This is a genomic window from Parvibaculum indicum (genome assembly GCF_011762095.1).
GTDB lineage: Bacteria > Pseudomonadota > Alphaproteobacteria > Parvibaculales > Parvibaculaceae > Parvibaculum > Parvibaculum indicum.
This window is the reverse complement of the sequence record NZ_JAASQO010000016.1, coordinates 1-11,672: the sequence shown is the minus strand read 5'-3', so window position 1 is coordinate 11,672 and position 11,672 is coordinate 1. Positions and strand designations below refer to the sequence as shown.

General features: G+C 64.0%; 14 protein-coding genes. 7 read left to right on the top strand and 7 right to left on the bottom strand.

Annotation, left to right across the window (positions count from 1 at the left end):
- The first annotated feature begins 91 nt into the window (after positions 1-91).
- The 4 genes from FHS78_RS16620 (at position 92) to FHS78_RS16605 (ending at position 2,185) form a co-directional block, all read left to right on the top strand.
- A complete protein-coding gene (locus tag FHS78_RS16620; protein ID WP_343042003.1) occupies positions 92-634 on the top strand; it encodes a response regulator in 543 nt (180 codons plus the stop codon).
- Positions 635-769: 135 nt separating this feature from the next.
- Positions 770-1,168 (top strand): NADH:ubiquinone oxidoreductase subunit NDUFA12, encoded by a 399-nt coding sequence (locus FHS78_RS16615; RefSeq protein WP_167095501.1) that lies wholly within the window; start codon positions 770-772, stop codon positions 1,166-1,168.
- 67 nt (positions 1,169-1,235) lie between these two features.
- Positions 1,236-1,700, top strand: a complete 465-nt coding sequence (gene mlaD / locus FHS78_RS16610; protein WP_167095500.1) for an outer membrane lipid asymmetry maintenance protein MlaD — start codon at positions 1,236-1,238, stop codon at positions 1,698-1,700.
- 56 nt (positions 1,701-1,756) lie between these two features.
- Positions 1,757-2,185, top strand: coding sequence for a DUF2155 domain-containing protein (locus FHS78_RS16605; protein ID WP_167095499.1), 429 nt, complete (start codon positions 1,757-1,759; stop codon positions 2,183-2,185).
- Here the strand turns inward: FHS78_RS16605 and aat are convergent.
- Genes aat through aroQ form a run of 4 tightly spaced genes read right to left on the bottom strand, consistent with a single transcriptional unit; the run spans position 2,119 to position 5,132 of the window.
- A complete protein-coding gene (aat, locus tag FHS78_RS16600; protein ID WP_167095498.1) occupies positions 2,119-2,778 on the bottom strand; it encodes a leucyl/phenylalanyl-tRNA--protein transferase in 660 nt (219 codons plus the stop codon). The genes FHS78_RS16605 and aat overlap by 67 nt on opposite strands.
- Before the next feature lie 36 nt (positions 2,779-2,814).
- On the bottom strand, positions 2,815-4,158 hold the full coding sequence (gene accC / locus FHS78_RS16595; protein ID WP_167095497.1) for an acetyl-CoA carboxylase biotin carboxylase subunit: 1,344 nt from the start codon (positions 4,156-4,158) through the stop codon (positions 2,815-2,817).
- Positions 4,159-4,175: 17 nt separating this feature from the next.
- The gene (gene accB / locus FHS78_RS16590; protein WP_167095496.1) at positions 4,176-4,628 is read right to left on the bottom strand and encodes an acetyl-CoA carboxylase biotin carboxyl carrier protein; all 453 of its coding nucleotides are present in this window, start codon (positions 4,626-4,628) and stop codon (positions 4,176-4,178) included.
- 54 nt (positions 4,629-4,682) lie between these two features.
- The gene (gene aroQ / locus FHS78_RS16585) at positions 4,683-5,132 is read right to left on the bottom strand and encodes a type II 3-dehydroquinate dehydratase (RefSeq protein ID WP_167095495.1); all 450 of its coding nucleotides are present in this window, start codon (positions 5,130-5,132) and stop codon (positions 4,683-4,685) included.
- A gap of 281 nt (positions 5,133-5,413) precedes the next feature.
- Here aroQ and thiS point away from each other — a divergent pair, with 281 nt between their 5' ends.
- Both thiS and FHS78_RS16575 read left to right on the top strand, forming a co-directional pair.
- The gene (gene thiS / locus FHS78_RS16580) at positions 5,414-5,641 is read left to right on the top strand and encodes a sulfur carrier protein ThiS (protein WP_343042002.1); all 228 of its coding nucleotides are present in this window, start codon (positions 5,414-5,416) and stop codon (positions 5,639-5,641) included.
- 13 nt (positions 5,642-5,654) lie between these two features.
- Positions 5,655-6,461, top strand: coding sequence for a thiazole synthase (locus FHS78_RS16575; protein ID WP_425500308.1), 807 nt, complete (start codon positions 5,655-5,657; stop codon positions 6,459-6,461).
- A 95-nt stretch (positions 6,462-6,556) separates the two neighbouring features.
- On the opposite strand, the gene FHS78_RS16570 is transcribed toward FHS78_RS16575, so the two are convergent.
- The 3 genes from FHS78_RS16570 to FHS78_RS16560 are packed head-to-tail and all read right to left on the bottom strand — an operon-like array spanning position 6,557 to position 9,761.
- Complete coding sequence (locus FHS78_RS16570; RefSeq protein WP_167095494.1) at positions 6,557-7,546, bottom strand: zinc-dependent alcohol dehydrogenase family protein; 990 nt, start codon at positions 7,544-7,546, stop codon at positions 6,557-6,559.
- Between the two features lie 21 nt (positions 7,547-7,567).
- Complete coding sequence (locus FHS78_RS16565; protein ID WP_167095493.1) at positions 7,568-8,344, bottom strand: DsbA family protein; 777 nt, start codon at positions 8,342-8,344, stop codon at positions 7,568-7,570.
- Between the two features lie 40 nt (positions 8,345-8,384).
- On the bottom strand, positions 8,385-9,761 hold the full coding sequence (locus FHS78_RS16560) for a M48 family metalloprotease (protein ID WP_167095492.1): 1,377 nt from the start codon (positions 9,759-9,761) through the stop codon (positions 8,385-8,387).
- Between the two features lie 234 nt (positions 9,762-9,995).
- Here FHS78_RS16560 and FHS78_RS16555 point away from each other — a divergent pair, with 234 nt between their 5' ends.
- Positions 9,996-11,519, top strand: a complete 1,524-nt coding sequence (locus FHS78_RS16555) for a gamma-glutamyltransferase (RefSeq protein ID WP_167095491.1) — start codon at positions 9,996-9,998, stop codon at positions 11,517-11,519.
- Positions 11,520-11,672: the final 153 nt, after the last annotated feature.

Below are 11,672 nucleotides of genomic sequence, written 5' to 3'. Positions count from 1 at the left end.
TTTCGGTTACGAATCGGCCAATTGCGTTAGCTATTCGGAAAGATGGATTCGCCTAATGTGTTAACGGATGCGGTCTGGCAGGGTCTGAACGGTGCGAGTAGAAGAGGCGAACCCATCCTTCGGGAAAGCGATAAGCGACCTCAATGTCCTCATTGTCGAAGACAATAGCGGCATGAGGCTCTTGCTGCGCACGCTCCTGAACGCGTTCGGCGTCGGATCGATTTCACAGGCCTCGGACGGCAGCGAGGCGCTGGCGATGATCCCCGGGGGCGGTTACGACCTCGTCATAACGGACTGGGAAATGGCCCCGATGAAGGGCGGCGACTTCCTGCGCGAGCTGCGCGGGCTCGACAACCAGCCCTTCTGCTTTATCCCCGTCATCGTGCTGACCGGGCATGCCTCCCGTAAACTGGTGCAGCAAGCCTTCGACAATGGCGCTACGCATTTGCTGGTAAAGCCGGTGACCGCCGCAAGCCTTCATCACCGCATAGAATGGGTGCTGGCCGACGATCGTCCATATGAGGTGGTCGGGGCCGGATACCGCCAGCCCATCCCCATGCCCGCCGCCCATGCCGGCGGCGCGGGCCATGCCGGGGCGCTGGAGCCGCTGCGCGAAAGCTGGACGCTGGACTGATCCGACCTAAACTCACGAGACGGGCCCCCTGGCCACTGGACCATTCCGGGTTCGGGTGCCATATTCGGCGCGAATTTCAGCGTTCCGAAGCGGTTGCCGCGCCGAAAGGCCGGTCCCGCCGAAAGGTCAGAGCAAATGGGTTTGTTTTCCGAAATCTTCATCTGGTGGCAGGGGCAGACGATGGGCACCCGCTTCTACACATGGCGGAAGGGCAAACACGTCGGCGAAGACGATCAGGGCAATCGCTATTACGAAGCCCGGGACGGTCGGCAGATCGGCGGTTATACCCGCCGCTGGGTGATCTATAACGGCGAGGCGGAAGCCTCCCGCATTCCGCCGGGCTGGCATGGCTGGCTGCATCACCGCACCGATGTGCCGCCCAGCGAGGAAGACTACATGCCGCGCGACTGGCAGAAGCCGCACCAGCCCAACTGGACGGGCACGCCGCGCGCGTACCGGCCCAAGGGCTCTCTCCATGTCGACGGACAGCGGCCTCGGGCCACCGGCGACTACGAGGCCTGGCAGCCTGAATAAACGGGCCTGAAAACCGGCCGGGCCCACCGGCCGGGCAGGTGTCGATAGGGATCAATCGGGGATTTCCATGCAGAGCAATCTCGTCGAAACGCTGATCGGCACGGTCGTCGTTCTGATCGCAGCCGTTTTCCTTTTCTACGGCTATTCGACCGCCGGTGTGCGGTCGGGCGACGGCTACAAGGTGACGGCGGAATTCAGCCGCGTGGACGGGCTGACCAATGGCTCGGATGTCCGCATGTCCGGCATCAAGATCGGCACGGTCGTGGGCCAGCGCCTCGATCCGGACAATTACCAGGCAGTCGTCGATCTCAACCTCGATGCGGGCGTGAAAATTCCCGACGACAGCAACGCCAAGATCACCAGCGAGGGCCTGCTGGGCTCCAACTATGTGTCGGTGGTGCCGGGCGGCAGCGAGACTTATCTCGCCGATGGCGACGAGATCATGTTCACGCAAGGCTCCGTCGACCTGATGGGCCTGATCGGTCAGGCGCTGTTCTCCACCGAAGGTGGCAAGAAGGACGACGGCAACTAACCGGCGCAAGCGACCGATGGACGGGGTGCGCGGGGCGTAGGGTGCAGGACAGGGCGATGGCACGAGGTTTCACACGACGCGCGACGGCGGCTCTTGCCGCGCTGTTCCTGACGGGCAGTGCGCTTGCCGCGCCGGCTCTGGCCGACAGCTACAAGACGGCGGTCTTCAGCGGTCTCGACAAGATTACCGGCCGGGTCTCCGAATTCGACGCGAAGGTGGGCGAACATGCGCGTTTCGGCGTGCTCGATATTCTCGTCCGGGCCTGCGAGAAGAAGCCGCCGGAAGAACCGCCCCAGACGGCGGCCTATGTCGAAATCCGCCAGATCGACGAGCAGACGGGCGAGACGGAAGAACAGCCCATCTTCAGCGGCTGGATGTTCGCCGAAAGCCCCGGCCTCAATGCGCTGGAACACCCCGTCTATGACGTCTGGGTGGAAGACTGCAAGGCCAGGATCGGCGAGACGCCATCCGGCGGCCAGCAGTAGAAGTCCGCGTCTCTCACCACGGCGTCGTGCAGCATGCGGCGATATTCCGCGCGCGGAATTTCCACCGCGCCGAACTGCTTGAGATGTTCCGTCACGAATTGCGTATCGAGCAGGCGGTATCCGCCCGCCTTGAGACGGCCGACGAGATGCACCAGCGCCACCTTGCTAGCGTCCCGGGCGCGGCTGAACATGCTCTCGCCGAAAAAGGCGGCCCCCAGCGATACGCCGTAAAGCCCGCCGACCAGCTCGCCGTTCAGCCAGCATTCGACGGAATGCGCATCGCCGCGTTCATGCAGTTCGTTGTAAAGCGCGAAGATACGCTCGTTGATCCATGTGCCGTCGCGGTCCGGCCCGGGCGCGGCACAGCCCCGCATCACACCGGCAAAGGCCCGGTTTACCGTCACGGTGAAGACGCCGGATTTGACGGTGCGCGCCAGCCTCTTGGGGACATGGAAACCGTCGAGCGGCAGGATGCCGCGCTGCTCCGGGTCGATCCAGTAGAGTTCCGGATCGTCCTGCGATTCCGCCATGGGAAAGACGCCATAGGCATAGGCGCGCAAAAGCACGTCGGCATCTATCCCGTTCTCGTTCATGAACGGAAGCTCCCGCGGTGAGAAAGCCGTGGCGGGTCAGGTCGTTTCGGCGAGGAAGTCCTCGAGCCAGTGAATGTGATAGTCGCCATTGATGAAATCGGGCTCATTCACCAGCTCCTGAAACAGAGGAATGGTGGTTTTTACCCCGTCGATCACGAATTCGTGCAGCGTGCGGCGAAGCCGCATCAGGCATTCGTTGCGGTTACGCCCATGCACGATCAGCTTGCCGATCAGGCTGTCGTAATAGGGCGGAATGCGGTAGCCGGAATAGACGCCTGAATCGACGCGCACCCCAAGACCGCCCGGCGTATGGAAATCCTTGATGGTGCCGGGGGAGGGCGTGAAGGTGCGCGGGTCTTCCGCGTTGATGCGGCATTCGATGGCGTGGCCGGAGAAGGCGACCTCATCCTGCGTGAAGCTCATTTCGAGCCCCGCCGCGATGCGGATCTGTTCGCGGACGAGATCGATCCCGGTCACCATTTCGGTAATCGGATGTTCCACCTGCAGGCGCGTATTCATCTCGATGAAGAAGAACTCGCCATTCTCGTAGAGGAACTCCACCGTGCCGACGCCCAGATAGCCGAGCCCCTTGATGGCCTTGGAAACGATGCCGCCGATCTCCGCGCGCTGCGCATCGTTGAGCGCGGGCGAGGGGCATTCTTCCAGAACCTTCTGGTGGCGGCGCTGCAGGGAGCAATCGCGTTCGCCCAGATGCACGACATTGCCATGGCTGTCCGCCACGACCTGAATTTCGATATGGCGCGGCTGGCCGAGATATTTCTCCATATAGAGGCTGTCGTCGCCAAAGGCGGCCTTGGCCTCCGAGCGCGCATTGGCCAGCGCGCCGGACAGCTCCTCGCGGGTCTGGGCGACCTTCATGCCGCGTCCGCCGCCGCCCGCCGCCGCCTTCACGAGAACGGGAAAGCCCGTCTCCTCGGCGACCTTGTAGGCTTCGTCGTCCGTCTTGATGGCGCCGTCGGATCCCGGCACGACCGGAATGCCCAGCTCCTTCACGGTCGATTTCGCCTGGATCTTGTCGCCCATCAGGCGGATATGTTCCGCCGTCGGCCCGATGAAGGTAATGCCATGCGCTTCGAGAATTTCGGCAAAGCGCGCATTCTCCGACAGGAAGCCGTAACCGGGATGCACCGCGTCGGCGCCGGTGATTTCGCAGGCGGAAATGATCGCCGGAATGTTCAGATAGCTGTCCGTCGCGGAGGGCGGACCGATACAGACGCTTTCATTGGCCAGGCGCACATGCATGGCATCGGCGTCTGCCGTGGAATGAACGGCTACCGTCTTGATACCCATTTCGCGGCAGGCGCGATGGATACGGAGCGCGATTTCGCCGCGATTGGCGATGAGAACCTTTTCAAACATCGGCTGCGGCGCCCGCCTTATTCGATAATGAGCAAGGGTTCGCCGAATTCGACCGGCTGGCCGTCTTCGACGAGGATTTCTTTCACCGTGCCGGAGCGCGTCGCCGGGATGTGGTTCATGGTCTTCATGGCTTCCACGATCAGCACGGTCTGGCCTTCCTTCACGGTCGAGCCGACGCTGATGTAAGGCGCGGCGCCGGGTTCGGGCGCAAGATAGGCCGTCCCGACCATGGGCGAGGGGACCGCGCCCGGATGGGAGGCCATGTCGGCCGCGGACGGCGCGGGCGCGGCCGGTGCCGCGGCGGGCGCAGGCGCGGCGGCGGGCGCCACGGACACGGAAGCGGACTGGAGGTGGCGCGCCACGCGCAGCTTCAGGTTGTCCGTCTCGATTTCGATCTCGCTCAGTTCGGTTTCCTTCAGCAGAGCGGCGAGCTCGCGGATCAGTTCCTGATCGACACCTGAATTGCTCATCTCGATTAGCTTTTCCCTGTTGCCGGGCGGAGCCCGGTACGCGCCAAGGCGTTTTCAGTTGGTGGTCAGTATCCGGTGAATGGCATCGAGCGCCAGTTCGTATCCCGTGATACCAAGACCGCATATCACCCCGGTGGCGACCGGGGAGACGGTTGAATGATGACGGAAGCTTTCCCGCTTGAAGATATTGGAGATGTGAACCTCGATCACGGGAATGTCCAGCGTCGCCAGCGCATCCTGGAGGGCGACTGAGGTATGAGTATAGGCGGCGGCGTTGAGAATAAGGCCGGATGCCTTCTCCCGCGCTTCCTGAATCCAGGTCACCAGCTCGCCCTCATGATTGCTCTGGCGGCACTCCGCGGCGAGGCCTAGCGCGCCGGCCTTGTCCGATACGAGTTTCTCGATATCGGCCAGCGTCGCGCGGCCATAAATCTCCGGCTCCCGCTGCCCGAGCAGGTTCAGATTGGGGCCGTTGAGCACATATATGGGTTTGAAGCTGGACATGAGGATGGGCCGGACCCGGTTGCGGCAGGATCGTGTGTCGGAATGCTAGGGGATAGAGGGTTAAGCGGGCAAAAATATGTTCGCCGTAACCCGCGGAAATCCCCTCATCCCCCGATTCGATGCGGGCCTTTTATACGCGAAGCCCTGCGCTTGCGAAAGTCCTTGCCGCAGAAAGCCTTAGCCGCTAGATGGCTTGCCGGGGCCGGGTTGAATTACCCATCCGGCTCACCCAATATCCCTGAAAAGCCCCGCGGAAACCGTCCCGGGCATGATTTGCGAGCGTGACGCTGGGTCGAATGACATTCACCATCAATGGCGAGCCCTATGAAGTGCCCGAGGCGGAAGCGCAGGGGCTGACGGTTCGGGGCCTTCTCGACCGGCTGGGCTTTGCGCCCGACAAGATCGCGGTCGAACTCAATCTGGAGATCGTGCCGCGCTCGGCCTATGCCGAGATTGCGTTGAAGCCGGGCGACCGGCTGGAAATCGTCCGCTTTGTGGGCGGCGGCTGAGAGGAGTTTGAAAGTGGCTGACACTGCTGAGGCTGTAACGGACGCATCGGCTGAGGATGTTCTGGAGGTGGCGGGCCGCCGCATGACGTCGCGCCTGATCGTCGGCACCGGCAAATACAAGGACCTCGCCCAGAACGCCGCCGCGGTGGAAGCCGCCGGCGCGGAGATGGTGACGGTCGCGGTGCGCCGCGTGAACGTGACGAACCCCGACGAGCCCATGCTGGTGGATCATATCGATCCGAAGAAAGTGACCTATCTGCCGAACACGGCGGGCTGCTTCACCGCGGAAGACGCCATCCGCACGCTGCGCCTTGCGCGCGAGGCGGGCGGCTGGGACCTGGTGAAGCTCGAAGTGCTGGGCGACCAGAAGACGCTCTATCCCGACATGGTGGAGACGCTGCGCGCCGCCGAGAAGCTGCTGGAAGACGGCTTCAAGGTGATGGTCTATTGCTCCGACGACCCCATCATGGCCAAGAAGCTGGAAGAGATGGGCTGCAGCGCCATCATGCCGCTCGCGGCCCCCATCGGCTCCGGCCTTGGCATCCAGAACCCGGTCAATATCCGCATCATCATCGAGAACGCCAATGTTCCGGTGATCGTGGATGCGGGCGTCGGCACCGCGTCGGACGCCGCGATTGCGATGGAACTGGGCTGCGACGGCGTGCTGATGAACACGGCGATTGCTGAAGCCAGGGATCCGATCCGCATGGCCCGCGCAATGAAATACGCCGTCAAAGCCGGACGCGACGCCTATCTGGCCGGCCGCATGCCCAAGCGAAAATATGCCGACCCGAGTTCGCCGCTGGCGGGGCTGATCTGAACGTCGTCATTGCGAGAAGCGAAGCGACGACGCAATCCAGCGCGGAGTCTGTCGCTTCTGGATTGCTTCGCTTTCGCTCGCAATGACGGCGAGGGTCAAACCGCCCCGTTCGGGCTCACCAGCACCTTGCCGTGTCGGCCGCCCGTCTGTGCGCGGATGAGGGCGTCGCGGATTTCTTCGATGGGATAGACGCTGTCCACCGGCGCGTGGATGAGGCCGTTTTCCATTTTCGCGGCGAGGTCGGTATAGATCGCGCGGATGTCGTCCGTGCTCCGCCTTTCCAGAAAACGTCCCAGCATGAAGCCCGTAAAATTGACGCCGCGATAGATGAGATCGCCGACCGGCAGTTCGGGCCCGGCACCTGACATGGCGCCATAGGTGCAGACGGTCGCCTCGTCATGGACGCAGGCCGCCATGCGCGCCGTCGCGCTTCCCGAAACCGCGTCGATGGCGAACGGAATATCCGCGCAGTCCGTGGCTTCCTTCACCCGCTCGGGCAGATCGGTCCCGTCGGTGAGGCAGAGATCGGCGCCGAGCGCTTTCAGCTCGTCGAACACATCGTCGCGCCGCGTGACATTCACCGTGCGGATGCCGCGCTCCCGCGCGAAGGTGACGACGAGCCGCCCCACGGCGGAGTTGGCGGCATTCTGCACGATCCAGTCGCCCGGCTTGAGGTCCACGATATCGGTGAGCAGCAAAAGCGCCGTGGGCGGATTGATCCGCAACATGGCCGCCTGTCTGAGGTCGAGGCCCGACGGAACGGGGATCGCGTCTTCCGCCTTCACGCGGCGCTTCTGCGTCCAGTTCTCGCGCTTGAGATTGATGACGAGATCGCCCGGCGCCACATGCGTCACGCCGTCGCCGACGGCGGTGACGCGGCCCACGCATTCCGCGCCCGGCGTGGCGGGCAGCGGCGGGCGCAAGCGATAGCTGCCCCGGCAAAAGCCGATATCGGCGGGATTGATGGGGAAGGCCAGCACGTCGAACACGACTTCGCCCGGCGCGGGCGCACCGACATCGGGCACCTCCACACACCGGGCGACGATTTCCGGGACGTCGTAAGCGTTAAGATCGATCCGTTTCATGTCCGCCCCCTGAAACGCCTGCTAGCAGGATGTGGTCTGGCCGCATTCGTCGCGCGCCCGGGCGACATATTCCTCGATCTCGTCGGGATGCAGCAGGCCCTTATAGGCATCCTTGCCGATGATGAAGCTGGGCGTGCCTTCAAAGCCCAGCGCCTTGGCAAGCGCATCGTTATGCTTCAGCGCTTTTTCGATCGCGGGGTCTTCCATGTCTTTCTGGAGCTTCGTCATATCGAGGCCGACCTTGGCCGCCGTGTCGAAAACCCGCTCTTCGGTGAGCCTGCCCTTGAGGCCGAACAGCGCATTGTGAAGTTCCAGATATTTGCCCTGCTCGCGGGCCGCCATCGCCGCCTTGGCGGCGAAATGCGAGGCGGGGCTCAGCACCGGCCATTCCTTGAGCACGAAGCGGATGTTGCCGTCCTGCTTCACCGTCTCGCGCAGCGGCTCGAAATTCGCCCGGCAATAGCCGCACTGATAATCGAAGAACTCGACGATCGACACATTGCCATTCGGATTGCCTGCCACATAGGTCGAGGGATCGTGGAAGAGGGCCTCCGCATTCTTCTCGATCACCGCGCGCGCCTGGGCCTGCGCCGCGGCGGCCTCTTTCCGGTCCAGCGCCTGCATCGCCTCGATCAGCACTTCCGGATTGGTGACGAGATAGTTGTGGATGGTCTCCTCGATGGCCCTTGTCTGCTCGTCGGTGAACGTCTTGTCGGCGGCAAAGGCCGATGTGACGGCGAGCGCGGCCCCCATGCCTGCAAGAACGGAGAGGCGGAGAAACGGGCGGATCGAACGCATGAACATTTGTCCTCGATAGGCGAAAGGGAAACGGGCTGGATCACCCGCGGGGGGTGACCTGCTGGGAGGCGATGTCTTCCGCCTTCAGCCAGTCCGGCGTGCCGGTCTTGAGATGCTTCTGGGCGCGGCGCGCATGGCGCGTAGCCTCCCGGGCATTGCCCATCGTGTCGTAATATTGTGCGGTCGCCAGCTCCGCGAGGCCGATCTCGTCGAGCCGGCCATAAGCCCGCGAGAGCTGGTAATAGGCATAAGGGTAGTTGCTGATGCTGCGCGTCGCGGTCTGCAGATAGGGCAGAGCCTCCTTCGCCGCCGGCACCGTATCGCGGGCGAGAATGGCCTGCCCGAGCGCCATCCGAAGTTGCGCTTCGCGCGGATCGAGGTCCAGCGCCTTGCGATAGGCGACGATGGCGGGCTCGATATTGCCGCTTTCGAACAGGATCTGGCCCTTCAGTTCATAGACAAAAGGGTTGTCGGGCTGATGCTCGATGACGGGCTCGAGTTCCTTCAGGGCGTCCTGCGTCTTGCCGAGCTGATGATAGGCGACCGTGCGGGCATAATGAGCAAAGTCGCTCTGATCGGAGGGCGGATAGGTATTCATCGTCACGGAGGGGTTTTCGATGAAGCCGACGAGCTTGGCCTGAACCATCTTCAGATCGTGAATATCCTTGGCGCTGTCCTTCTTGTCGAAATAGCGCGAGGACTCCACGCGGCCGCGCAACGCGGCAAGGCGATCTTCGGAAATGGGGTGAGAGCGCACGAACGGATCCTGGCTCCGCCCGGACAGCACTTCCTGATCGCGGAACTTGGCGAAGAGTTCGAGCATGCCTTCGCCGGAAAGCTGCGCGCGTTCCAGAAAGGTGGCGCCGGCCTGGTCGGCGCGCGATTCCTGTTCGCGGCTATAGGCAAGGACGCCGCGCTGCGCGATGTGCTGGCTGCCCATCAGCACGGCGGCGCCGACATCGGCCTGTCCGGCGGCGATGGCGCCGACGCCCAGCAGCATGCTGGCGATAAGCGGCATTTCGAGATTGCCCAGCGCATCCTGCGTCCGCGCCAGATGCCCGCCCGCCATGTGGCCGGCTTCATGCGCGATCACGCCGATCAGCTCCCCGGGCGTGTCGGACTGGGTGATGAGGCCCGTATTGATGAACAATTGCTGGCCGCCCGCCACGAAAGCGTTGATGCTCTGATCCTGCACGAGATGGATCTGCACCGCATTCTCGTCGATCCCCGCGGCGCGCCAGATGGGGCTGGAGAAGCGCTTCAGAAGGGCTTCGGTCTCCGCGTCGCGAATAAGGGAGATGCCGCGCTGCTGGGCGAAGGAGTGCGACACCGGCGCGAAACAGAGCGCAGCGCTCAGCGCGACAGTGCCTGTCATGCGCAGGGCCGCGGGAAGTCTCTTCATCAGGCTGAATGCCATTTCTTTTTTCCTGCCCAGGTCAGTACGCCGGATTACGCTTTCGCCATTTGCCCAATGTGGCAAATCTTATCATGATGCCGCTCGATCCGTTTCGGCGGCTGTCGCCTCGTTCCCTTGAGGTTACCAGAAACCTATGGGGAGGGGTCGGAACCGTCAACGTAACTAGCCTAAGAAGCAGCGCGCCGATTCCGGCGCAATTTTCGAAAGATGAACAGGAAGATAGAAAGCGTGGGAATGAGGCCAAACTTTGATCCGAAGAGCGGCGCGCGCATCGCCGTACCGCACCGCAGCAAAGCGAGATCCGCGGCGGCCCGGCGCCGTCCCGCCGCATTCGGCGCAGCGGTTCTGTTCGGTTTGTCGCTGACGGCCTGTTCCGTCCCCGATTTCGGTTCCGGCGGCTCCGGCGCGGACGAACCGCTGGGCGTCACCGTCGGCAGCGGCGGCGTGGAGCGAAAGGCCGAACGCGAAGCCGGCCGCCGCCCGGAAGTCGACAGTTCCGCCTCGTCCTTCGCAGGCGCCGCCGTCGCCGACGAGCCGCGCGCCGCGCTCGCCGCCCGCGAGGTTCTGGAAAAAGGCGGGAACGCCGCCGATGCCGCCGCGGCGCTTTATTTCGCGTTGTCGGTCACCTATCCGGCCTCGGCCGGTCTCGGCGGCGGCGGCGTCTGCCTCGTGCGCGAGCCTGAGAGCAACAAGGTGGAAACCGTGTCCTTCCTCACGCGCCGGCCGCGCGACGGGGGAGCGGTTGCCGTGCCGGGCAATGTGCGCGGTTTCGGTCTGCTTCAAGCCCGTTTCGGCAGTCAGGACTGGAGCGCGGTGGTTGCGCCCGCCGAACGCCTCGCGGCCACCGGCGTGCCCGTTTCCCGTGCCTTTGCCAAGCAGCTCGCCGCCGCTGCGCAGACCGTCTCCGCCTCCGACGGGTTGCGGCACAGTTTCATGAAGCCCGATGGCGGCGTCTATCGCGAACTCGATAGTTTCGACCGGGTCGATCTTGCGTCCACGCTCGCGCTGATCCGGAGCCGGGGCGTGAACGGGTTCTATGCGGGGCAGGTGGCGGCCGATCTCGTCGCCGCCTCGAAAGCCGGCGGCGGCAAGCTCTCGCTCGACGACCTGCGCGACTACCGCGCCGAGACGATGCCGGCGCAAAGCGTGTCCGACGGCCGCACCACGGCCCATCTCGCCGGCCGCAAGCTGGGCGCGGGCAAATTCGCCGACGCCATCTGGAAGGCGACGCAAGGCGTAGCGCCCTCCGCGTTGCTCGAAACCGCGAATGTCACGGCGCAACGCCTCGGCGTTCCCGCCGATATCGACCGCGACTTCGGATCGACCGCTTTCGCCACAGTCGACGGGCAGGGCGGCGCGGTTGCCTGCGGCGTAACGATGAACGGCGCTTTCGGGTCCGCGCTCACGGCGCGCAGTTCCGGCGTCACGCTCGCCGCCTCGCCCGCGCTCGATCCGCAAGGGCTTGCCTCGGCGTTCCTGATGCCGCTCATCGTGACGAGTGCCAATGGCGAGCGCGTCTATCTCTCCGGCGCCGGGACCGGCGCCCCGCGCGGCGCGGCCTCCATCGCCTATGCCGCGCAAAAAGCGACCAGCGCGACGGATAGCGTGGCCCGGGCGCTGGATGCGACGCCCGCCACCCGGACCTCTTCGGCCAATGCCGTCTTCTGTCCCTCCGGCGTGACGGATGGCGGCTGTTCGCTCGCCGTCAATCCGAAGAGCGACGGCGTGGGCGTCAGCGCCGTGGGCGTTGGCGGCTGACGCTTCATCCGAAGACCGAAAGAAAAGGCCCGGCGGAAACGCCGGGCCTTTGTCGTTTTAGAGCATTTTCCGATCATTCGCATTCATATCCGGCCGCAGCGAAGTAGTTCCGGCATTCTTTGGTAGTGAAGGTGTCGATGCCTTGGGCGATGG

Coding starts and splice junctions, on each gene's coding strand:
- FHS78_RS16560 (WP_167095492.1), bottom strand. CDS start 9,761: ATGGCATTCAGCCTGATGAAGAGACTTCCCGCGGCCCTGCGCATGACA.
- FHS78_RS16605 (WP_167095499.1), top strand. CDS start 1,757: ATGGCACGAGGTTTCACACGACGCGCGACGGCGGCTCTTGCCGCGCTG.
- FHS78_RS16570 (WP_167095494.1), bottom strand. CDS start 7,546: ATGAAACGGATCGATCTTAACGCTTACGACGTCCCGGAAATCGTCGCC.
- aat (WP_167095498.1), bottom strand. CDS start 2,778: ATGAACGAGAACGGGATAGATGCCGACGTGCTTTTGCGCGCCTATGCC.
- accC (WP_167095497.1), bottom strand. CDS start 4,158: ATGTTTGAAAAGGTTCTCATCGCCAATCGCGGCGAAATCGCGCTCCGT.
- FHS78_RS16555 (WP_167095491.1), top strand. CDS start 9,996: ATGAGGCCAAACTTTGATCCGAAGAGCGGCGCGCGCATCGCCGTACCG.
- FHS78_RS16565 (WP_167095493.1), bottom strand. CDS start 8,344: ATGCGTTCGATCCGCCCGTTTCTCCGCCTCTCCGTTCTTGCAGGCATG.
- accB (WP_167095496.1), bottom strand. CDS start 4,628: ATGAGCAATTCAGGTGTCGATCAGGAACTGATCCGCGAGCTCGCCGCT.
- FHS78_RS16615 (WP_167095501.1), top strand. CDS start 770: ATGGGTTTGTTTTCCGAAATCTTCATCTGGTGGCAGGGGCAGACGATG.
- aroQ (WP_167095495.1), bottom strand. CDS start 5,132: ATGTCCAGCTTCAAACCCATATATGTGCTCAACGGCCCCAATCTGAAC.
- mlaD (WP_167095500.1), top strand. CDS start 1,236: ATGCAGAGCAATCTCGTCGAAACGCTGATCGGCACGGTCGTCGTTCTG.